The sequence below is a fragment of the Natronospirillum operosum genome (genome assembly GCF_004768465.1).
GTDB lineage: Bacteria > Pseudomonadota > Gammaproteobacteria > Pseudomonadales > Natronospirillaceae > Natronospirillum > Natronospirillum operosum.
The window spans coordinates 923,162-945,231 of the sequence record NZ_SRMF01000001.1 but is presented as its reverse complement, the minus strand read 5'-3'; the positions used below and the strand labels follow the sequence as shown (position 1 = coordinate 945,231).

Genomic DNA, 22,070 nt, shown 5'->3' with positions numbered 1-22,070 from the left:
GATCAATCCTTTTGGAACAGGTGGAGTAAGTCGGTTCTGAATCTCGGATGCCGTGTCTTGACCCTGTGGCTGTCAGTCCGAATAGCGTTGGCGATCGGATTGACGGTTCAGCGCCGCGAGATGGTCCAATTTTGCCCGAATTTTGCTTTCCAGACCACGGTCCACGGGCGAATAGTGACGCAGATCCTTCAGCGCTTCGGGCAGATAGCTTTCCCCGGCGGCAAAGGCTTCGGGTTCGTCGTGGGCATAGCGGTAGTCCTCGCCCATGCCCATATCCTTCATCAGGCCGGTCGGGGCGTTGCGCAGATGCATGGGCACTTCGTGATCCGGCGTGTCGGCGACGGTCTTGCGCATCGCGTTGTAGGCACTGTAGACCGCGTTGGACTTGGGCGCACAGGCCATGTAGATAACGGCCTGGGCAATGGTCAGTTCCCCTTCCGGCGAGCCGAGCCGGGTCTGTACATCCCAGGCGTTGATGGCCAACTGCAGGGCGCGGGGATCGGCATTGCCGATATCCTCGGAGGCCATGCGTACCACGCGACGAGCCACATAGAGCGGATCGACGCCGCCTTCCAGCATGCGACAGAGCCAGTACAGGGCCGCATCGGGGTCACTGCCCCGAACCGACTTGTGCAGGGCCGAGATCTGCTCGTAGAACACATCGCCGCCCTTGTCGAAGCCCTTGATCTGTTCGCCGAGCAGGTCTGCCAGCCGCTCTGCATCAATGACCGAGTCATCATCATTGACCTGGGCACAGACCGACTCCAGCGCATTCAGCGCGCGCCGGGCATCTCCCATCGCCGCGCGGGCAATCAGCTGCAGGGCATTGGCATCAAAGCGTTCGGCCCGGCCGGCCAGTTGCACATCTTCTTTTAAAGCTCTTTCGAGCACGGCAGTCAGCTCGTCTTCACTAAAGGGCTGCAGACGATAGACGGTGGCTCGGGACAACAGGGCCCGGTTCAGCTCGAAAGAAGGGTTCTCGGTGGTGGCACCGATAAAGATGACCGTGCCGGCTTCCACATGCGGCAGAAAGGCATCCTGCTGTGACTTGTTGAAGCGGTGGACTTCATCGACAAACAATACAGTGATACGGCCCCGCTGCTGGGCCATGCGCGCGCGATCGATGATTTCCCGAATATCCTTGACGCCCGACATGACGGCGGAAATCTGCATGAAGTCGGCATCGACGGCCTTGGTCAGCAGGCGCGCCAGGGTCGTCTTGCCGACCCCGGGCGGCCCCCAGAGAATCATCGAGTGCAGGGTGTGGTGCGCCAGTTGCTGGCTGATGGGGCCATCCGGCCCCAGCAGGTGGCTCTGCCCCAGGTAGTCTTCCAGCCGGGCCGGGCGCATTCGCTCCGCCAGTGGCTGATAGGGCTTGTTCGCGTTGAAAAGATCGTCTGTCATGACCCCATCTGTTCTAGCACATCCACGCCATCAGGCGGCTCAAAGCGGAAGCGGCTTTCATCCAGGCTGACGTTGCGCTCCAGACCCTCGAAATTGACCACAGTGGTCTGGTTGAAACTGTCGACCAGACGGATGCTGGCCGGGACCAGACCATCGAAAGAGATGGACAGCGACTCGACCGTTCCGTCGCCGACGCGGGGCGTCAGCGTGTAGGTTGCATAATCGCCCCGTTCGGAGGTCTGCTCGACCTCGTAGCGCTGGTCGATCTGCTCGCGCGAGCCAGTCAGGATCAGCGCCGGTGACTGCTCCCACTGGTCCGTGACGGGCTGCCGGGTCGCCTGCTCCAGATCAATATCATAGTTCCAGATGATGTCATCATCGACATAGATGGCCTGCTCGTAGGGCGGCTCGGTATACCAGTAGAGGCGATCGGGACGGGCCAGCTGAAACTCGCCGCGCTGACTCTGGATGCGGCGCTCGGACCCGTCCAGCGTGTTCTGCCGGAACTCGCCGCGCAGGGTTTCCAGGTCGCTGAGTCGGTCCATCAATGACTCCAGACCCGGCTCGGTGGTGTCTTCTTCGGCCTGGGCGCCCATCATCGGGACCAGCATCAGGGCTGTCACCAGTGCAACAGCGGGTGTCCGCAGCAGCTTTCTGCGTCGGCAAAACATAGTAACTCCTGTAGTGACTCTAGCGATCGGGTGGCGGCGGTGCCAGTACTTCCCGGCTGCCATTGTGACTGGGTGACGACACTATACCAGCCGCCTCCATGCCATCTATTAAACGGGCGGCGCGGTTATATCCGATACGCAATTTTCGCTGCACTGACGAAATCGAAGCCTTGCGGGATTCGGTGACACAGGCGACTGCCTCATCGAACAGCGGGTCCGATTCGGAATCATCTCCACTGCCCTCTTCCATCAGGCCGGTCAGCATGCCGCTGTTCTCCTGTTCGCCAGCCGTAATCTCTTCAATATATTCGGGCTCGCCGCGTTTCTGCCACTCGGCCACCACGCGGTGTACCTCATCGTCATCCACAAAGGCTCCGTGCACGCGCATGGGCAGGCTGGTGCCCGGTGGCATGTAGAGCATGTCACCATGGCCCAGCAGCTGTTCGGCGCCGCCCTGATCCAGAATGGTGCGCGAGTCGACCTTGGACGATACCTGGAACGCAATACGCGTCGGCACATTGGCCTTGATCAGGCCGGTAATGACGTCCACAGACGGACGCTGCGTGGCCAGAATCAGGTGGATGCCGGCCGCGCGCGCCTTCTGCGCGATGCGGGCGATAAGCTCTTCCACCTTCTTGCCGACAATCATCATCATGTCGGCAAATTCGTCGATTACCACAACAATAAACGGCAGTGGCTCGAGCACCGGCGCTTCGCTGTCCATGCTCAGTTCCGGATTCCACAGCGGGTCCCGCAGGGGCTGGCCGGCAGCCGCTGCATCGCGCACCTTGCGGTTGAAACCGGCCAGGTTGCGCACGCCCATCTTGGACATCAGCTTGTAGCGTCGTTCCATTTCCGCCACACACCAGCGCAGGCCGTTGGCGGCATCCTTCATGTCGGTAATGACCGGTGTCAGCAGATGCGGAATACCATCATAGACCGACAGTTCGAGCATCTTGGGGTCGATCAGAATCAGTCTGACCTCCTCCGGACTGGCCTTGAGCAGGATACTCAGCAGCATGGCGTTGACGCCCACGGACTTACCCGACCCCGTGGTGCCGGCTACCAGCAGGTGTGGCATGCGCGTCAGGTTGGCCACCACCGGGGTGCCGGAAATATCGTGCCCCAGGGCCAGCGTCAGCGGCGAGCGGGCATCATCGAACTGACTCGAAGCCAGTACTTCCTGCAGGCTGACAATGGCCCGGTTTTCATTCGGTATCTCGATGCCGACCACGGACTTGCCGGGAATGATCTCCACCACCCGTACACTGACCATGGCCAGTGAACGCGCCAGATCCTTGGCCAGGTTGGAAATCTTGCTGACTTTGACGCCGGCCGCCGGCTGGATTTCGAAGCGGGTAATGACCGGGCCGGGGCACACCGCCACCACTTCAGCGGTCACGCCAAAGTCCTTGAGACGGGTTTCCAGCAGCCGTGACATCTCGGTCAGCTTGGTTTCGGAATAACCGGCCTCGGGCTGATGCGGCGGCGGATTCAGCAACGACAGGCTCGGCATGGTGGCCAGCAGTGCCTTGTTCGTGGCCGGCTGCCGCAGCGCCTTGTCTTCGGCAGCCTGTGCTGCAGCGCTCTGTTCCGACTTCAGGGGTTCGATTCTGACCGTCTTCTGGTCAGCCGGGCGGGCGGCAGCAGTTGCCTTCGCCGGTGCCTCTTCAGAGCTGGCACGACGTTTCTGGCGCAGGGTGTAGGCGGGCTTGCGACCCGATCTGGCCGCCTGGTCAGCCGGGTCTTCGATATAGGCTTCCAGGTTGTCCCGCCGTGCCATGGCCTCGGCCCGCGCTGCCGAGCTGCGGGCCTGGCGCTCAGGCCGGCCGGCGCGCACGCGCTGCCACAGGCGCAGAACCTGTTCCCCGGTCCATTCGAACAGCCGCAGCCAGGACAGCCGCGTGGCCAGTGTCAGACCAATCAGACACAGGGCCAGGGCCACCATGGAAGTGGCCACCAGACCCAGGTATCGGTACAGCCATTCGCTGACCGCTATGCCCAGATAACCGCCAGCACTGAACGAGAGTGTGGACGAAAAATGCAGGGTCAGCAGCACGCAGGAACCGATGGCAAACAGCATCAGCCCGACGCCCCGCAGGGCCAGCAGCGGCCAGAACCAGAGTTCGGTTGAGCGGCGCAGGCGGATCACGGTCCAGGTCATGCCGGCAAACAGCAGTGGAACCAGCCAGGCCAGCCAGCCGAGCAGAGACAACAGCAATGACGAAAACCAGGCGCCGGCATAACCGGCCCAGTTTTCGATCTGGCCGCGGCCGCTGGAGGCCCAGCCAGGGTCTGCGGGACTGAAGGAATACAGTGCCATGCCACTCAGCAGTGAGACCACAGCGAGCACGATCGCAACCCCTTCATTGAGCAGGCGACGGCGTACAGACTGGTATTCCTTGCGGGCGTTGAATGTCATTCAATGGCCGTTAAATCAACAGGTTATGGGAATTTCTCAGAAGCAGTTACTATATCACCATGGACTTCACAGGCCTAACATAAGATGGCGTTGTATTGGCTCGATCCGGAAGCGCCTCCTGCTTTCCCGCCCACCCATCTGGCCCTGCCGGAACCCAATGGACTGCTGGCAGTAGGCGGTGACCTGACGCCCGACTGGCTGACGCTGGCCTACAGCCATGGCATCTTTCCGTGGTTCGGTGAGCAGGAGCCCATGCTCTGGTGGTCGCCGACGCCCAGATGTGTGTTCCTGCCGGGCCAGGTGCATGTGTCGCGTCGCCTGCGGCGCTTCATCCGCCAGCGCAGTGATCTGCGTATTACGCTGCATCGGGACTTTGAGCAGGTGCTGATGGCCTGTGCCCGTATTGAACGCCCCGGGCAGCCGGGTACCTGGATCACCGAGGGCATGCAGGCCGCCTACAGGGAACTGCATGCACAGGGTGCCGCCACCGCCATTGCGGTCTGGTACGGTGACGAACTGGCGGGCGGGCTTTACGGTGTCACGCTTGGGCGAGTACTCTTTGGAGAGTCCATGTTCTCTGCCCGCACCAATGGCTCACGCATTGCGCTGGCGGCCGTTGACTGGCTCTGTCGCCAGGGCCGCTGGCAGTTGCTGGATGCCCAGGTCGAGAGCCCGCATCTGATGCGCATGGGAGCTACCCTGCTGCTGCGACAGGCTTTCGAGCAGAAACTGGACACCTGGGTTAATGAGCCCGTTGTCAACTTACCCCCTGCAGGCTGGGAGTTCGATCTGCATGCGTTTCTTCAAGACATCGCCGCATGATTGCAGCTACCTGGGCGACCGGGAGGCCTCCACTGTGTTTGTGGACCCGGCTGTTGCAGTGCCGCCTGAACTCTATGAAAAGCTCAACCTGATCGGCTTTCGCCGCAGCGGTGGGCATTTTTACCGGCCGGATTGCCGTGCCTGCCGCAAGTGCCAGTCGCTGCGGGTGGTGGTGCAGGAGTTCCAGCCGCGGCGCCGGCATCGACGGGTACTGAAACGGGCCACGCACCTGCGCTGGCAGGCTGTGCCTGTGCACTACGAAGAGCGGTATTGGACACTCTATGCGTGCTATATCGAGCAGCGCCATGGCGCAGGCGACATGTACCCGCCCAACCAGGAAGACTTCTATCGTTTCCTGCTGCAGCAAACCCAGTACGGTTTCCTGCTGGAGGCCTGGGATGGTGACTATCTGGTGCTGGTGGCAGTGGTAGATCGCTTCACCACCTCTCTGAGCGCGGTCTATACCTTCTTTGACCCTGATTTCGCCGATCTTTCGCCAGGCACCTTGGCCATTCTGCGTCAGATCGAGATCTGCCAGGAACTTGATCTGCCCTATCTCTACCTCGGCTACTGGATCGACAGCGTGCCGAACATGAACTACAAGGCCGATTTTGCGCCGGCCGAAGTCTATCGCAACGAGCACTGGCAGCGACTGATCCGGCAGGGCTGAAAGAGCTGCTGCCTGGGCTGGATAATCTTTGCACTTTAGCGGGAATTGAGGCAGAATTCCGCGCCACAGTTCCAACCCGAGGTTAGCAATACTCTATTATGGCGAAAGAAGACGTCATTGAAATGGAAGGCGAGATTCTCGATACCCTTCCCAATACCATGTTCCGCGTGAAGCTGGAAAACGACCATGTCATTACCGCTCATATTTCCGGCAAGATGCGCAAGAACTACATCCGGATTCTGACCGGCGATAAGGTCAAGGTCGAGCTTACGCCCTATGATCTGACCAAGGGCCGCATCGTCTACCGCTCCAAGTAGACGCTGCGTTCCTGCCAGACCGGGAGGGCCCCGCCGCCGCTGCGCGGACAAAAAAAGGGCCGCCCTCCCGGACAGCCCTTCTCTTTTTTCTACCGCTCGCTTTCGGTTCAGGCTTCTTCCAGTACCTTGCCGGTCTTGGACTCCTTGAACATGAAGTGCAGCCGATCATCCTTCACTGATACCTCCACTTCGCCGCCGGAGCTCAACACTCCGAACAGCAGCGCATCGGCCAGTTTCTTCTTGATCTCATCCTGAATCAGGCGCGCCATAGGGCGTGCACCCATGGCCTGATCATAGCCATGCTCGGCCAGCCAGGTCCGGGCATCATCGCTGACCGCCAGGTGTACCTTCTTGTCATCCAGTTGCGCCTGCAGCTCGACCAGAAACTTGTCGACCACATTCAGAATGACTTCCACCGGCAGCGCCTTGAACTGGATGATGGCATCAATACGGTTGCGGAACTCCGGTGTAAACATGCGCCGGATGGCTTCCAGACCGTCGGTGGCATGATCCTGCTTGGTGAAGCCCATGGAACGGCGTCCCATGTCTTCCGCCCCGGCATTGCTGGTCATGACCAGAATGACATTGCGGAAGTCAGCCTTGCGCCCGTTGTTGTCCGTCAGGGTGCCATGATCCATGATCTGCAGCAGGATATTGAACACTTCCGGATGCGCTTTCTCGATCTCATCCAGCAGCAGCACTGCATGCGGCGTCTTGGTAACGGCATCGGTCAGCAATCCGCCCTGATCATAGCCGACATAACCCGGAGGCGCGCCGATCAGGCGTGATACCGTGTGTCGCTCCATGTACTCGGACATGTCGAAGCGAATCAGCTCCACACCCAGCGCTTCGGCAAGCTGACGGGTCACTTCCGTCTTGCCGACCCCGGTCGGACCGGCAAACAGGAAGGAGCCGATCGGCTTGTTGCCTTCCTGCAGCCCGGCCCGTGCCATCTTGATGGCACTGCTGAGTGTGTCGATGGCCTCATCCTGACCGAATACGGTCATCTTCAGGTTGCGCTCCAGATTCTGCAGCAGTTCCTTGTCATTACGCGATACCGACTTGGGTGGAATGCGCGCAATGACGGCCACGATTTCCTCGATATCACCCACGCTGATCACCTTCTTGCGCCGGCTCACCGGGCGCAGCCGCTGGGCTGCACCGGCTTCGTCGATCACATCGATGGCCTTGTCCGGCATGTGCCGATCATTGATGTAACGGGCACTCAGCTTGACCGCAGTACGCAGGGCCTTGTCGGTGTAACGAATGTCGTGGTGCTGCTCGAACTTGGACTTCAGACCTTTCAGAATCTGATAGGTGTCATCCTCGTTCGGCTCGATCACATCGATCTTCTGGAACCGACGCGTCAGCGCGCTGTCTTTCTCGAAGATGCCGCGGAACTCCTGGAAGGTCGTGGAGCCGATGCAGCGCAACTCGCCACTGCTGAGCATGGGCTTGAGCAGATTGGAGGCGTCCATGACCCCACCGGATGCCGCACCGGCGCCGATGATGGTATGAATCTCGTCGATGAACAGGATCGCCTTCGGCCGCTTCTTCAGCTGTGCCAGCAGCGCCTTCAGGCGTTTCTCGAAGTCACCGCGATACTTGGTGCCGGCCAGCAGTGAACCCAGGTCCAGAGAGAAGACCTCGGCATCCTGGATGATCTCCGGCACTTCACCGTCATAGATCTTCTTGGCCAGCCCTTCCACGATGGCCGTCTTGCCCACGCCGGATTCACCGACCAGCAGCGGGTTGTTCTTGCGCCGCCGGGACAGAATCTGCACCACCCGCTCCACCTCACGATCGCGGCCGACCAGCGGGTCAATGCGACCCTCGCGTGCCTGTTCGTTCAGATTGGTGGCAAAGCCTTCGATGCCCTCGCCGGTTTCGGCATCCACCGGTTCGTCCGCAGCGGCGTCCGAATGGTCGGCACCCTGATCTTCGGCACTGCCACCTTCCACCTTGGAAATACCATGCGCGATGAAGTTGACGACATCGATGCGGGATACATTCTGCTGCCGCAGCAGGTAGACGGCCTGACTTTCCTGTTCGCTGAAAATCGCCACCAGTACGTTGGCCCCGGACACTTCACTCTTGCCCGAAGACTGCACATGAAACACCGCCCGTTGCAGCACGCGCTGGAAACCCAGCGTGGGCTGGGTGTCCCGGTCATCATCCTGTTCGGGAATGATGGGGGTGGTGGCATCAATGAATTCGCTCAGTTCCCGCCGCAGTCGATCCGCATCGACAGCACAGGCATTGAGGACCTCGTTTGCTGCAGCGTTGTCCAGCAGAGCCAGCAGCAGGTGCTCAACGGTCATGAATTCATGCCGCTTGTCACGAGCTTCCTTAAAAGCCTGATTGAGCGTACTTTCGAGTTCTTTGCTTAACATAAGCCACCTCGCTCGCTAGTCCAACGGTTCGACTTCACATAACAGTGGATGCTCGTGATCACGTGCACACTGATTGACCTGCGCAGCCTTGGTTTCAGCAATATCCTTAGTATAGACACCACAGACGCCTTTGCCCCTGGTATGTACCGCTAACATCACCTGGGTCGCCTGCTCACGGTCCATATTGAAGAAAAGCGTGAGAATTTCCACCACAAATTCCATGGGGGTATAGTCATCGTTCAGCAAAACCACCCGGTACATGTCCGGCTGCTTGAGCTGAGGGTCAGCCGTGCGTGGCTTGATTACCGGGCTGTCGGTCTCGCGACTCGCCAAAATGCGGTCTCTCCAGTCTGAAGACATGTTACTGTTGACTCAGATTTAAGGGGTCCATGACCGAAAATCAACGACCTTCGGGATTATTTACTTTGAAAAGTGTGGCCTGGATCATATTTCACAAAGAGTAACTTGACTCTTTTCCGGCCCGACTTCTAAATTGGAAGCGTTGGTCAAGATTTGAGCGCGGATGGCACGTTGCCAGTACGGAGTGAAAATCCAGTCCAGCCTCTATTTTACACCATATCAGTTGTACAGGAGTGATGTTATGCCCGCAGGGAAAGTCAAATGGTTCAACAACGCCAAAGGGTACGGATTTATCCTGGCAGATGGCAGTAATGAAGATCTCTTCGTTCATTACTCGTCAATCGTCATGGACGGTTACAAGACACTCAAGGCCGGTCAGCCGGTGGCATTCGATACCTTGCAAGCCGCCAAGGGCATTCATGCCGTCAATATCCACCCTTGCCACTCCGAAGAGGAGGCCATAAGAGTGGCGCTGGATATGGAACAGTCACAGGACGAAGCTCCTGTATCACAGCCTGAACATCAGGAGGTCACTACCCGGCGTGCCGGTAACGGCTGACACCACAAGGCAGGCTACAAAAAAGGGGCCAAAGGCCCCTTTTTTATTGGCTTATCAGTCACTTACATGCGATTGATAATGCACTGGCCAAACTCGGACGCTTTCACCAGCTCGGCATCATCCATCAGACGGTGGAAGTCGTAGGTGACCTTGCCGTCTTCAATGGCGCCTTCCGTGCCCTTGATCACCAGATCGGCCGCTTCGGTCCAGCCCAGATGACGCAGCATCATTTCGCCGGACAGAATCAGTGAACCCGGGTTGACCTTGTCCTGGCCGGCGTACTTGGGTGCGGTGCCGTGAGTGGCTTCGAACACGCCCACTTCGTCAGACAGGTTGGCACCCGGCGCAATGCCGATACCACCCACTTCTGCCGCCAGGGCGTCAGACAGGTAGTCACCGTTCAGGTTCAGGGTGGCAATGACATCGTACTCGGCCGGACGCAGCAGGATCTGCTGCAGCATGGCATCAGCGATCACGTCCTTCACCACGATGTTCTTGCCGGTCTTCGGGTTCTTGAACTGCATCCAGGGGCCGCCATCGAGCAGTTCGGCACCGAATTCCTCTTTGGCCAGCTCATAGCCCCAGTCCTTGAAGGCACCTTCGGTGAACTTCATGATGTTGCCCTTGTGGACCAGAGTGACCGAGTCACGGTCATTGTCCACGGCATACTGGAAGGCCTGACGAACCAGACGCTTGGTACCCTCTTCCGAGACCGGCTTGACGCCGATACCGCACATGTCGGTAAAGCGGATATTGGTCACACCCATTTCTTCGGTGAAGAACTTGATGACCTTCTTCGCTTCCGGAGTACCGGCCTTCCACTCGACGCCGGCATAGATGTCTTCGGAGTTTTCACGGAAGATGACCATGTCGACTTCGTTCGGCTTCTTCATCGGGCTGGGCACACCGGTGAACCAGCGTACCGGACGCTGGCAGACAAACAGGTCCAGCTTCTGGCGGATGGCCACGTTCAGCGAGCGGATACCACCGCCAACCGGCGTGGTCAGCGGGCCCTTGATGCCCACCTTGTAGTCTTTCAGCGCTTCCAGAGTTTCTTCCGGCAGCCAGGTGTCATCACCATAGACACTGACGGCTTTCTCGCCGGCGTAGACTTCCATCCAGACGATCTTGCGCTTGCCGCCATAGGCTTTCTCCACGGCGGCATCCAGTACCGCCATCATCGGCGGGGTCACGTCAACGCCGATGCCATCGCCTTCGATGTAGGGAATGATGGGGTCGTTCGGTACATTCAGTGCACCGTTGGCACCGACTGAGATCTTGGTACCTTCGGATGGAACCTGAATTTTCTGATAGGCCATTTGTCGCTCCAGTTTCGATTTAAGGGCGTTCCTCTGGCCGCGGGAATCGACGATTGTGGTCGATCCCGGCGGTGAATAAATCGGGAGCGGAGTATACCGAAAATTGTCCGGGGCTGATAGCGTTCCGGTCGACACGCGGCTTAGCCGATGGTCTATATCTGCCCGCAATCGACCGTGCTGATCTCAATCGGCCACGGCGCTGGCGCCTTCTGACACCGCACCCGTCTGCACTCGCCACTGGGCGGCATAGAGACCATCCTGTTCGATCAGCTCCCTGTGGGTGCCCTGCTCCCGCAGGCGCCCCTGGTCGATCACTGCAATGCGATCCGCATGCACTATGGTCGACAACCGGTGGGCGATCATGATGATGGTGCGCCCATGGGCGATCTTGCGCAGGGAACGCTGTATGGCCGCCTCCGTCTCGTTGTCCACCGCACTGGTGGCTTCATCCAGGACCAGAATGGGCGGATCCTTGAGCAGGGCACGCGCCAGTGACAGCCGCTGGCGCTGACCGCCGGACAGGCGGACGCCACGCTCTCCCACCGGAGTGTCCAGACCATTGGGCAGGCGTTCTATGAATTCCCAGGCTTCCGCCGCCCGGGCCGCTTCGACAATGGCCGCGTCATCCGCATCCGGTCGGCCATAGGCAATATTGTCCCGAATCGACCCTTCAAACAGGAACACATCCTGGCTGACCAGGCCTATGGCCTGGCGCAGGCTGTGCATGCTCAGCTCCTCCACCGGAATGCCGTCAATCAGCAGCCGACCGGCACCGGGGCTGTAATAGCGCAGCAGCAGCTTGATCAGCGTCGACTTGCCGGATCCGGTAGCACCCACCAGAGCCAGCGTGTTGCCGGCATCAGCCTGCAGACTGATCTGCTCCACGCCGGCACCCGATTCGGGGTAGCGGAAGCTGACCTGATCGAACAGCACTTCGCCCCGCGCCGGCTGCGGCAGCGTCCTGGTGCCTTCATCGTGCACCTGGCGCTGCACCGCCAGCAGGTCAAGGATGCGCCGGGTACTGGCCATGGCTCGCTCGAACAGGTCTATGGTCTGGGCCAGTCCCGTCAGCGGCCACAGCAGGCGCTGGGTCAGAAAGACCAGCACGCCGTAGGCACCGACATTGAGTTCTCCGCGCAGGGTCATCATGCCGCCGATGACAAAGGTGGCCAGAAAACCGGCCAGAATGGCCATGCGGATGATGGGGATAAAGGCAGAACTGACTGCTATGGCCCGTCGATTGGCCTGCACATAGGCCTCACTGTCGACACGCAGCCGCTCGGCTTCCCGGAGTTCGGCGGTGAAGCTCTTGATAGTGGCCATGCCGCCCAGATTGTTGGACAGGCGACTGCCGAGCGCGCCGACTTTCTGCCGCACTTCGTTGTAGAGCGGCGCTGCCCGCTTCTGAAAATAAAAGGCGCCCCAGACAATGATGGGGATGGGCGTGAAAGCCAGCAGCGCGATCAGCGGCGACAGCACAAAGAACACCGCACCCACGGCGACTATGGTCACAAAGACCTGAATCAGATCATTGGCGCCGCCGTCCAGAAAACGCTCCAGCTGGTTGATGTCATCGTTCATGACCGCCACCAGATCACCGGAGCTGCGCGCCTCGAAGAAAGCCATGTCCAGACTCTGTACATGGGTGTAGGCATCCAGGCGCATGTCGGCCTGCAGCCGCTGCGCGAGATTGCGCCACAGAATCATGTACAGATATTCGAAAATGGACTCGCCGGCCCAGATGAAGAAGGTCAGCACGGCAAGGATGGTGATCTGTTCCTGCGGGCTCTGAAAGCCCAGGCGGGCCACAAAGCTGTTTTCCTGGTTGACCACCACGTCGATGGCGATGCCGATCAGAATCTCGGGGGCGATATCGAACAGCTTGTTGACCACCGAGCAGCTGGCCGCAGCAATGATGCGCCGACGGTAACCGCGCGCATAACGGATCAGGCGACCCAGTGCCCGAAAACTGGATATGGCTTCGTCAGCCCGGCTCACAATCTCTCCTTGGTGTTCAGACCAGACCGGGGCGGCCGCAGCCGCCCAGTACTATGCAGTGCAACCCGTGCGGCGATCAGCCTCTGGGGTCGACCTCGGCTTCATAGTCAACGCCGGCGATGCCGAAACCGAACAGTTTGAAGAATTCTTCCTGATAGCCTTCAAAGTCCGAAATGGCTTTCACATTGTCGGTGGTGACCTGATGCCAGAGCTCTTCCACCCGGCGCTGTACCGAGTCATCCAGCTCCTTCAGATCCACCCGCACCCGGCCCGCTTCATCCAGCACCGGCTCCCGGTTGGGATTGTAGAGCTCTTCGACCAGCAGCCGGTAGATCTGCTCGATGGCGCCTTCATGCGTGCCCTGCTCTTTCATCACGCGATACAGCAGCGAGATATACAGCGGCATGACCGGAATGGCCGAGGAGGCCTGCGTGACCAGCGCCTTCAATACCGATACCCGCGCTTCGCCGCCATACTGGCTGGACAGCCGGGCCGTAATGGCCTGCGCCGCACGGTCCAGGTCCTCTTTCGCCTTGCCGATGGTGGCGTGGCCGTAGATGGGCCAGGTCAGTTCCTTGCCGATATAGGTGTAGGCCGTGGTCTTGACGTTGTCGGCCAGCACACCGGCGTCATCCAGCGCTTCCATCCACAGTTCCCAGTCTTCACCGCCCATGACCTTGATGGTGGCGTCGATCTCTTCCTGCTGAGCCGGTTCCAGCGTGATCTCGGAGACTTCACCACTGTCGGTGTTCAGCGTCTTGCGGGTGACGGCTTCACCGACCGGCTTCAGTACGGAGTTGTAGACCTCGCCGGTTTTCGGGTCCTGGCGTCGTGGCGCGGCCAGGCTGTAGACCACCAGGTCAATCTTGCCCATGTCGGCCTTGATGGCATCAATGACTTCTGTCTTGGCTTCGTCGGAGAACGCATCCAGATTCAGCGAGCGGGCATACAGGCCCTTTTCGCTGGCTGCGGCTTCAAAGGCCAGGGTGTTGTAGTAGCCGGCAGACGCGGTGCGCTTTTCCGTACCCGGCTTTTCGAACATGACACCGAGCGTGGCGGCGCCATAGCCAAACGCGCTGACAATGCGGGAGGCCAGGCCGTAACCGGTGGAGCAACCCAGTATCAGCACGTTCTTCGGGCCATCACCGCTGATGTCCTGTTGTTGCACATAGTGAATCTGTTCGCTGACATTGGTTGCACAGCCAAGCGGATGCGCTGTTGTGCAGATAAAGCCTCTGACTTTGGGCTTGATGATCATGATTGTGAGTTCCCCGGAGTATCCAGTGATAGTGTCCTGTGCGGCTAGTTTACGGGCCCGGCCCGAGAATCTGAACCCGCTTTGGTCACAAGTGTATTGAGATAGGGTCGCATTACTGCAGGCAGTCTGGCCAGCGATATCGATAGACCGGTGAGCGGTAGAAATCGCGCAGACGCCATTGGTGGTCGGGCTGACACCCCGGCAGCGCGAAGTTGTTGCTGATGATCCAGCGACAGCTGTGCTCACCCGTATCCAGAGTCTGGCGCAGGCGGGCCATGCCTTCGCCGTGCAGATAGCAGACTACAGTACGCACCGGCATCGGGTCCTGCCGGGCCAGGGCGGCAAAGGCATCACGGCGGTAGAAGGTCAGATTGCGGCAGCGCAGGCAGCGGGCGACGGCAACGGAATACAGCCAGGGCAGCCAGGATAGCTCGTAGCCGATGACCTGGCGGGCCGGAAAGCGTTTGGCCGCAGCCAGGCCCAGTTGCCCCCAGCCGGAGCCCAGGTCGGCGATCGGCCCTTCTGTGCCCTGCAGGGCCTCCAGCATGGCCGCGCGCGCGGCCCGGGAACTGGGCATGGGCGACATGCCGGAGCGCAGAGTACTCCAGACCAGAGACAGCGCCAGGCTGACTCCGAGGGCTAGCAGCAAGAGATCCAGGGACACCTTTTCTACTCCGGAATTGTTCAGCAACGCTCTAACTCTGCCAGAGCAGCCACAACAACGCCAGATTGGCCAGCCCACTGACGATCAGCAGGGTCAGCCACAGGGAGTCACCCGGCATGTCGATGCGCTTGGAGGCCGCCGGCAGATCATGCGCGATGCGCGGGTTGCGCAGGTCATGCAGCCAGTCTCCCAGCGCCGGATAGCGGGCTGCCGGCAGCGGGTCGACACTGCGCAGAATGACGCGGTCCAGCCAGGCCGGCACCAGCGGATTGAAACGGGCGGCGGGCTGGTATTGCAGCCTGTCCGGGCGGCGGGCCTGCTCGGCATAGGTATCACCATAGGGGTGACGGCCGGTGAGCATCTCGTACAGGATGACCCCCAGAGAAAACTGCTCCGAGGTCCGGGACGCCGGCTCGCCGGCATGAACCTCCGGTGCCGAGTAGACGGCGGTACCCTGCGCCAGTTCACGCGCGGCAAGCGAACCGAGTTCGGCTACCCCGCGCGCAGTGGCACTGCCAAAGTCGACCCAGACGGCCCCGCGCTCGGTCAGCAGCACATTGGCCGGCTTGATATCCCGGTGCAGCATGTCGCGGCGATGAAAGGCCCGCAGGCCACGAATCATCTCTTCCAGTATGCGCAGCGCCTCCGAGACCTCAAACGGCGCCTGCAACCTGATGGCTTTTTCCAGCGGCGGCCCCTGCAGATACTCGGTCAGATAGTACAGGAAGCGGGCGCCTTCAGGCTGTGGCAGCACCCGCACCACATGCTGGTTCTGCAGCCGGCTGCCCATCCACTGCTCGAGGGCAAAACGCTCGATATAGTCAGTGTCATCGGCATACAGCGGCGACGGGGTTTTCATGACCAGACGCTGGCCCGTGTCTTCTTCGATCACGCGGTATACCTGGCTGCGCTCGCTGGCATGAAGTTCGGCCTCGATCCGGAAACCGTCCACGCACTGGCCTGGTTCCAGCAGCGGCGGAAAGGCCCGCTCGGACAGGCGCAGCCAGGTTTCCTCCGGTGTCGGGTCGCGCAGAGAACTGAGCAGCAGCGCCTGCACACTGATGTTGTCGGTGCTGCCGCCCTGCTCCGCATCGGCGCGCAGGCTGTCACAGAGTGCCTGCGGGTCCGCCACCCACTCGCCGCAGCGGCGCGCAATCAGATCATCGCCTACCGTGTCGTGCAGGCCGTCCGAGGTAGTCAGCAGTATATCACCGGCCTCCAGCACCAGTTTGCGATAGTCGATGTCCAGGCTGAAATCCATGCCCATGGCCCGGGTCAGCTGGGTACCGTCACGCGTGGCCACGCGGTGATCCCGGGTCAGCGGCAGCAACTCGCCAGTGCGGTAAAGGTAGAGCCTGCAGTCACCGATATGAAAGATATGCGCTGTACGGGCCTTGATCACGGTCGCCGTCAGCGTGGTCAGGTAGGACAGCTGGCTTTGATGCCGGTTCAGGCTGCGGCCATGCAGCCAGCTGTTCAGCGACAGCAGTACCTGGCGTACCGAATGCACGGTGCTCCAGGTGTCCGGTGTGCTGTAGTAATCGCTGAGAAAGCCCGTGACGACGCTGTGAGCGGCCTCCTGCCCGCCTTCTGCCGCCGACACGCCGTCGGCGAGCACCATGGCGTAACCCTTGGTGGCCTGCAGCAGGCCTTCCGGCAGCCGCATGCCGATACAGTCCTCGTTGTCGGGGCGGCGTCCGGCGACGGACACCTGCCCTGCCTGCACCACCATATGGGGCTGCAGATAGTCCGGGCTCATCATGATCAACTGACCTCGATCATCTGCACGGTGCCGTCGGGAAGGGTTTCGGTCATATGGCCTCGGGGTTCATCCAGAAACTGGACCAGCACCAGGACCACCAGCGCACAGAGGCCAATAAACAGGAAGAAAGCACTGGCATCGACAAACAGGTAGAAGGTACCAAAGGTCACTGCCCCCACATTACCATAGGCACCGGTCAGGCCGGCAATCTGCCCGGTCATGCGGCGTTTGATCAGAGGCACCATGGCAAACACGGCGCCTTCACCGGCCTGCACGAAGAACGAGCAGCTCATGACCGCCAGTACCGCCAGTGCCAGCAGCCACTGGGAGTCTACCGTGGCCAGCACGAAATAGCCGATGGCGAGACCGAAAATGGTGATGGTCAGCGTCTTGCGGCGCCCGAAACGATCACTGAACCAGCCGCCACTGGGGCGCGCGACCAGATTCATGAAGGCAAAGGCACCGCCCAGCATGCCGGCCATGGCCAGGCTCACGCCTTCGAAGGTCTGATAGAAGAAGATCGGCAGCATGGAGACCACGGCCAGTTCGGAGCCAAAGGTGGCGAAGTAGGCCCAGCCCAGTATGGCGACCTGCTTGAACCGGTAGCGGTCATGCTCGGGTGTGCCGTCGCGCAGCATGTCCTGATTGACCTTCATGATCTGCCAGAACTGCACCACGAACATGACGACCAGCACCCCATAGAGGCTGAGTGTCAGCGTCTGGCTCAACAACCCGATATCGGCTGGCGACAGCTTCCAGGCCAGCACACCCAGCACCAGATACATGGGTATGTTCATCAGCATGTAGAACAACAAATCAGCCCGGGTGCTGACCTCCAGCCCCCCTGCCCGCTTGGGCTTGAAGTAGGTTGACCCCTTGGGGGTATCGCGCGCCAGGCGATAGAACAGCAGTCCGTAGAGTATGGCAATGACGCCGGTCAGGGCCACCGCGTACCGCCAGCCTTCATCACCACCGAACAACAGCGCAATGGTGGGCAGGGTAAAGGCCGCCGCCGCCGAGCCGAAGTTGCCCCAGCCGCCATAGATGCCTTCTGCCAGCCCGACCTGACGGGCCGGAAACCATTCGCCTACCATGCGAATGCCGATCACAAAGCCGGCGCCGACAAAGCCCATCAGAAAGCGCAGTATGGCCAGTTGCTGAAAAGTCTGCGCCAGGGCAAACACCAGTGTGACCAGACCGGCTGTGATCAGCAGGGTGGAAAACACCCGGCGCGGCCCGAACTGGTCGACCAGGATGCCAATCACAATGCGAGCCGGAATGGTCAGGGCCAGATTGAGCACGGCCAGGGCTTTCCACTGGTCATCCGTCAGGTTGAAACTGTCCATCAACAGCGGGCCGAGTGGCGCCATGTTGAACCAGAGTACAAAGGAAAGGAAAAAAGCGAACCACGTCAGATGCAGGGTGCGTATACTGCCCTGCGAGAAATCGAGAATATTCAGGGTCTGGTTGCTCATGGGCTGGTGTCCTCCAATGCTGATGGCAAAGAGCAGTTAGCAAGGAGCAGACCAGATTCAAAATGGCGCTGTGGCGCGGTTTTGGAGCTTTTATTTACTTTTTTATACCTCTTGTGAGGTATTGAAAATCGCTGTGTTTCTCAGCGTTTTCACAGGTGCGGTCCGAGATGGTGCGTGCCTGCCCAGGCCCTGCCATTTCATGGTGCGTAAACTGCAGATCCAACAGACAACCCGGGAGATACACTATGGACCCAGCGACTCAGCAAGCTCTGGAGGCCGCCGCGTTCCGCCGCCTGTTGCAGCACCTGGACAGCCGCAAGGATGTTCAGAACATAGAGCTGATGGAAATGGCCGGTTTCTGTCGCAACTGCCTCGGCAAGTGGTATGCCGAAGCGGCAGCCGAACAGGGCATCGACATCAGCAAGGAGGCCGCGCGCGAATACATCTACGGAATGCCGTACGAAGAATGGAAATCCCTCTACCAGAAATGAAGCAGGAGACCACCGGCTTGAAGTCCTTTTTTCTTATGCTGCCTCTGGCGCTGTCCCTGTCTGTCGGCACTGTCCTGGCGAGCCCGCCGGGCACAGCGCCGGAACAGGCCCGCGCCGAGTTCGCGCAATTTGACCGTCTGCATACCGTGATTGCGGCCCATCGGGGCGAGATTTTCTTCGAGGAAAGCTGGGGCGGCCCGGGGCCCTTCGAACCGGTCAACATCAAGTCACTCTCCAAGACCATTCTATCGGCGCTGGTCGGGCGTGCCATTGAAGAGGGCGTGCTCGAATCAGTGGACCAGCCCGTGGTGGAGGTACTCAACAACCGGGTACCCCCGGCAGCGGATGCACGTGTCGAGCACATCACCATTGGCAACCTGCTGTCGATGCAGGCTGGCCTGGAGCGCACCTCGGGTTCCAATTACGGGCGCTGGGTCGTCAGCAATGACTGGGTTGGCTATGCCCTGAGCAGGGATTTCGTGTCCGAACCGGGAGAAGATCGACTGTATTCAACCGGCAGTTCTCATATTCTGTCTGCAGCGCTGACGGATGCCTCCGGCCAGTCGACCTGGCAACTGGCCCAGAGCTGGCTTTCCGTGCCACTCAATGTGCGCATTCCACACTGGCTGACCGACCCGCAGGGCATCTATTTTGGTGGCAATGATATGCTGATGTCGCCGCGCGCCCTGCTCCGTTTTGGGGAGATGTACCGTCAGGGCGGCACCCTCGATGGCCGTCAGGTGGTCAGTGCCGAATGGGTTGAGCGCTCCTGGGAGCCGCGCGGCACCTCACGCTGGAGCGGAGATTTGTACGGTTATGGCTGGTTCATTACCGATCTTGGCGGCTACACTGCCTATTATGGACGTGGCTTTGGTGGCCAGGTGCTGTGGGTGGTGCCGGAAGTCGAGCTGACGGTGGTAGTGACTTCCAGCCCCAACCCGCCATCACCGGGCGGACGGTATGTTCGCCAGTTGGCCGACGTGGTGGAGCGTCATCTGCTGCCCGCCGCGACCCATGCGGACAGCAGTGCAGAGGGAGAAGCAGGCTGAAGTACAGCCTGCTTCCGGTTTCAATCATGACGGCATTCAGTTAGGATACCGTCCCATTTTTCGGGTGGTTCAGCATGACGTTCAAACCCCATATTACGGTTGCAGCTCTGGTCCGGCGCAAGGACCGCTATCTGATTGTGGAAGAGATCTACGACGGTCGTAAGGTCTACAATCAGCCCGCCGGCCATGTCGAAGCCGGAGAAACCGTGGTGGAAGCCTGTGCCCGTGAAGCTCTGGAAGAGTCATGCTGGCGCGTGCGCCCTTCTCACCTGATTGGGGTCTATGTCTACAAGGCGCCCAATGGCGTGACCTATTATCGGTTTGGACTGGCTGCCGAAGCGCTGGAAGAAACCGGGCATACGCTTGACGAGGACATCGTGGCGGTACACTGGCTGACCCTGAAAGAAATGCAGGCGCTGCACAATCGGGGCGAGCTGCGGTCGCCTCTGGTACTCAAGCTGATCGAAGATGACCTGGCCGGCCAGGCCTATCCGCTCAATCTGATACATGAAGGTTCCAACGGCTGAAATGCCAGCAATGTCCGCTTCCGGTACCCCCAGAGTAATCGTCGGCATGTCCGGCGGTGTCGATTCCTCGGTCAGTGCGCTGCTGCTGCAGCGCCAGGGCTATGAGGTTGAAGGCCTGTTCATGAAGAACTGGGAGGAAGATGACGGTACCGAGTACTGCACGGCGAAAGAGGATCTTGCCGATGCCCAGGCCGTGTGCGACCGCCTGGGCATAAAATTGCATGCGGCCAACTTTGCTGCCGAGTACTGGGACAATGTGTTCGAGCACTTTCTCGCCGAGTACCGCGCCGGCAGAACGCCGAATCCGGACATCCTGTGCAACCGAGAAATCAAGTTCAAGGCGTTTCTGGACTACGCACTGATGCTGGGCGCGGACCTGATCGCCACCGGCCACTATGTGCGGCGCGGCCAGGACAGTGCCGGCCGGACCACTTTGCTCAAGGGACTGGACCCCAACAAGGACCAGTCCTACTTTCTGCATCAGGTCGGACATGAGCAACTGGCCCGAACCCTGTTCCCTGTCGGTGAAGTCGAAAAACCGGAAGTGCGGGCTCTGGCGGAAGCGCATGGCCTGGTGACCCACGACAAGAAGGACAGTACCGGCATCTGCTTTATCGGTGAACGCCGCTTCAGTGATTTTCTGCGCCAGTACCTGCCCGCGCAGCCGGGTTTGATCGAGACGCCGGACGGCGAAGTCATAGGCGAGCACATGGGCCTGATGTACTATACCATCGGTCAGCGTCAGGGGCTGGGCATTGGTGGCCTGAAGAATCATCCCGAGGCACCCTGGTTTGCTGCCGGCAAGGATCTGGAGCGCAATGTGCTGGTTGCCGTGCAGGGCACGGACCATCCGTTGCTGTTCAGCCATGCCGCCCGGGTCAGTGATCTGTTCTGGATCAGCGGTGAAGAACCGGATCTGGCGCAGCCCCTGAAATGCAAACATCGTTATCGGCAGGGTGACCAGAGCTGTCGGCTGGTACCTGTAGCCGGAGGTTATCAGATTGAATTCGAAGCGCCGCAACGTGCGGTCACTCCGGGTCAGTCTGCCGTCTTTTATCAGCATGACGTCTGCCTGGGTGGCGGCGTGATCGAGGAGGCTTGGCGCACATCATGAGCGAACACGACGTGCATGAGCAGGCAATCGCCCTGGCCGGCGTATTTCAGGCGGCCAGAATGGTCGAGCGCATTGCCCGTCAGGGTCAGTGCCCCGCCTCGGACATGTCGACCGCGGTCAATGCCCTGCTCAACACCAATCCGAGCTCGACCGAAGATGTTTTCGGCTCCGTGGCCAACCTGCGTGATGGCCTGACCACGCTGCGGCAATTGCTCAGTCGGCAACGCGGCGCGGTGCACAATGACATCATCCGCTATGCCATGAGTCTGCTGCACCTTGAAAGCAAGCTGCGCAAGCACCCGGAGATGCTGACTACGCTGGGCACACTGATTCAGCAGAGCCAGGAGCGCAAGCAGTACTTTCAGGACCCGTTGCATGATGCTGTAGTCGGTTCCCTGGCGCGCAATTATCAGGACACCCTGAGCAAGTTGCAGTTCCGTATCCAGGTCACCGGCAATCCCAGCTATCTCAATCAACAGCGGCATGCAGACCAGATCCGCATGCTGCTGCTGTTCGGCGTGCGCAGTGCCCTGCTCTGGCGCCAACTTGGAGGTCGGCGTCTGCAGCTGTTGCTGGGCCGCCGCCGGTTGCTGCAGGCCATTCAGAACCTGCTGACCGGCAATGAACCCGTGCAACTGCACCAGAACAACAGTCCTGCACCTGAAGAGCCACCGCAGGCGGAACAGGAAACCGGCGCCGAGCATGATGCCGAGTCGGATACCGATGCGCCCTCCTCCAGTCCGGACAGCGATCACCGAAAGGACTGACGCCCAACCCATTCTTGCAAGTGACGAG

The 22,070-nt window shown here is 60.2% G+C and carries 19 protein-coding genes and 2 pseudogenes; 9 read left to right on the top strand and 12 right to left on the bottom strand.

Features of this window, described 5'->3' with window-relative positions; translation table 11 throughout:
• Positions 1-72: 72 nt before the first annotated feature.
• The 4 genes and pseudogenes from E4656_RS04455 to E4656_RS20720 all read right to left on the bottom strand — a co-directional run.
• The gene (locus tag E4656_RS04455) at positions 73-1,404 is read right to left on the bottom strand and encodes a replication-associated recombination protein A (protein WP_135481519.1); all 1,332 of its coding nucleotides are present in this window, start codon (positions 1,402-1,404) and stop codon (positions 73-75) included.
• A complete protein-coding gene (lolA, locus tag E4656_RS04450; protein ID WP_167855928.1) occupies positions 1,401-2,075 on the bottom strand; it encodes an outer membrane lipoprotein periplasmic chaperone LolA in 675 nt (224 codons plus the stop codon). The genes E4656_RS04455 and lolA overlap by 4 nt, the downstream gene beginning before the upstream one ends.
• A gap of 19 nt (positions 2,076-2,094) precedes the next feature.
• Positions 2,095-3,594, bottom strand: a pseudogene (locus tag E4656_RS20725) (DNA translocase FtsK); the annotation flags it as partial.
• 360 nt (positions 3,595-3,954) lie between these two features.
• Positions 3,955-4,497, bottom strand: a pseudogene (locus tag E4656_RS20720) (DNA translocase FtsK 4TM domain-containing protein); the annotation flags it as partial.
• A gap of 84 nt (positions 4,498-4,581) precedes the next feature.
• Here E4656_RS20720 and aat point away from each other — a divergent pair.
• The 3 genes from aat (at position 4,582) to infA (ending at position 6,306) form a co-directional block, all read left to right on the top strand.
• Complete coding sequence (gene aat, locus E4656_RS04440; RefSeq protein ID WP_135481514.1) at positions 4,582-5,319, top strand: leucyl/phenylalanyl-tRNA--protein transferase; 738 nt, start codon at positions 4,582-4,584, stop codon at positions 5,317-5,319.
• Positions 5,291-5,989, top strand: coding sequence for an arginyltransferase (locus tag E4656_RS04435; RefSeq protein WP_135481512.1), 699 nt, complete (start codon positions 5,291-5,293; stop codon positions 5,987-5,989). The genes aat and E4656_RS04435 overlap by 29 nt, the downstream gene beginning before the upstream one ends.
• Positions 5,990-6,087: 98 nt before the next feature.
• A complete protein-coding gene (gene infA, locus E4656_RS04430) occupies positions 6,088-6,306 on the top strand; it encodes a translation initiation factor IF-1 (RefSeq protein WP_135481510.1) in 219 nt (72 codons plus the stop codon).
• A gap of 107 nt (positions 6,307-6,413) precedes the next feature.
• Here the strand turns inward: infA and clpA are convergent, their stop codons facing one another.
• Positions 6,414-8,699 (bottom strand): ATP-dependent Clp protease ATP-binding subunit ClpA, encoded by a 2,286-nt coding sequence (gene clpA / locus E4656_RS04425; protein ID WP_135481508.1) that lies wholly within the window; start codon positions 8,697-8,699, stop codon positions 6,414-6,416.
• Positions 8,700-8,714: 15 nt separating this feature from the next.
• Entirely contained in the window at positions 8,715-9,059 is a 345-nt protein-coding gene (gene clpS / locus E4656_RS04420) for an ATP-dependent Clp protease adapter ClpS (RefSeq protein WP_135481506.1), read from the bottom strand.
• Positions 9,060-9,300: 241 nt separating this feature from the next.
• Here clpS and E4656_RS20590 point away from each other — a divergent pair, with 241 nt between their 5' ends.
• A complete protein-coding gene (locus E4656_RS20590) occupies positions 9,301-9,618 on the top strand; it encodes a cold shock domain-containing protein (protein ID WP_135481505.1) in 318 nt (105 codons plus the stop codon).
• Positions 9,619-9,680: 62 nt separating this feature from the next.
• On the opposite strand, the gene icd is transcribed toward E4656_RS20590, so the two are convergent.
• The 6 genes from icd to E4656_RS04385 form a co-directional block, all read right to left on the bottom strand.
• Positions 9,681-10,937 (bottom strand): NADP-dependent isocitrate dehydrogenase, encoded by a 1,257-nt coding sequence (gene icd, locus E4656_RS04410; RefSeq protein ID WP_135481503.1) that lies wholly within the window; start codon positions 10,935-10,937, stop codon positions 9,681-9,683.
• 183 nt (positions 10,938-11,120) lie between these two features.
• Entirely contained in the window at positions 11,121-12,935 is a 1,815-nt protein-coding gene (locus E4656_RS04405) for an ABC transporter ATP-binding protein (protein ID WP_135481501.1), read from the bottom strand.
• A gap of 76 nt (positions 12,936-13,011) precedes the next feature.
• Positions 13,012-14,193 (bottom strand): enoyl-ACP reductase FabV, encoded by a 1,182-nt coding sequence (fabV, locus tag E4656_RS04400; RefSeq protein ID WP_135481499.1) that lies wholly within the window; start codon positions 14,191-14,193, stop codon positions 13,012-13,014.
• A gap of 112 nt (positions 14,194-14,305) precedes the next feature.
• Positions 14,306-14,857, bottom strand: a complete 552-nt coding sequence (locus E4656_RS04395; RefSeq protein ID WP_205849091.1) for a class I SAM-dependent methyltransferase — start codon at positions 14,855-14,857, stop codon at positions 14,306-14,308.
• Between the two features lie 31 nt (positions 14,858-14,888).
• Complete coding sequence (locus tag E4656_RS04390; RefSeq protein ID WP_135481497.1) at positions 14,889-16,619, bottom strand: bifunctional protein-serine/threonine kinase/phosphatase; 1,731 nt, start codon at positions 16,617-16,619, stop codon at positions 14,889-14,891.
• Between the two features lie 2 nt (positions 16,620-16,621).
• Complete coding sequence (locus E4656_RS04385; protein WP_135481496.1) at positions 16,622-18,094, bottom strand: NarK family nitrate/nitrite MFS transporter; 1,473 nt, start codon at positions 18,092-18,094, stop codon at positions 16,622-16,624.
• 245 nt (positions 18,095-18,339) lie between these two features.
• Between E4656_RS04385 and E4656_RS04380 the strand changes: the two genes are divergently transcribed.
• The 5 genes from E4656_RS04380 (at position 18,340) to hflD (ending at position 22,042) form a co-directional block, all read left to right on the top strand.
• Positions 18,340-18,585: a DUF1244 domain-containing protein gene (locus E4656_RS04380; RefSeq protein WP_135481494.1), complete on the top strand. Its 246-nt coding sequence runs from the start codon at positions 18,340-18,342 to the stop codon at positions 18,583-18,585.
• A 17-nt stretch (positions 18,586-18,602) separates the two neighbouring features.
• On the top strand, positions 18,603-19,634 hold the full coding sequence (locus tag E4656_RS04375) for a serine hydrolase domain-containing protein (protein ID WP_240753892.1): 1,032 nt from the start codon (positions 18,603-18,605) through the stop codon (positions 19,632-19,634).
• A gap of 74 nt (positions 19,635-19,708) precedes the next feature.
• Entirely contained in the window at positions 19,709-20,161 is a 453-nt protein-coding gene (locus E4656_RS04370; RefSeq protein WP_135481492.1) for an NUDIX hydrolase, read from the top strand.
• A gap of 1 nt (position 20,162) precedes the next feature.
• Positions 20,163-21,275, top strand: coding sequence for a tRNA 2-thiouridine(34) synthase MnmA (gene mnmA, locus E4656_RS04365; protein WP_135481490.1), 1,113 nt, complete (start codon positions 20,163-20,165; stop codon positions 21,273-21,275).
• On the top strand, positions 21,272-22,042 hold the full coding sequence (gene hflD, locus E4656_RS04360) for a high frequency lysogenization protein HflD (RefSeq protein WP_135481488.1): 771 nt from the start codon (positions 21,272-21,274) through the stop codon (positions 22,040-22,042). Before mnmA ends, hflD begins: the two co-directional genes overlap by 4 nt.
• Positions 22,043-22,070 lie beyond the last annotated feature (28 nt).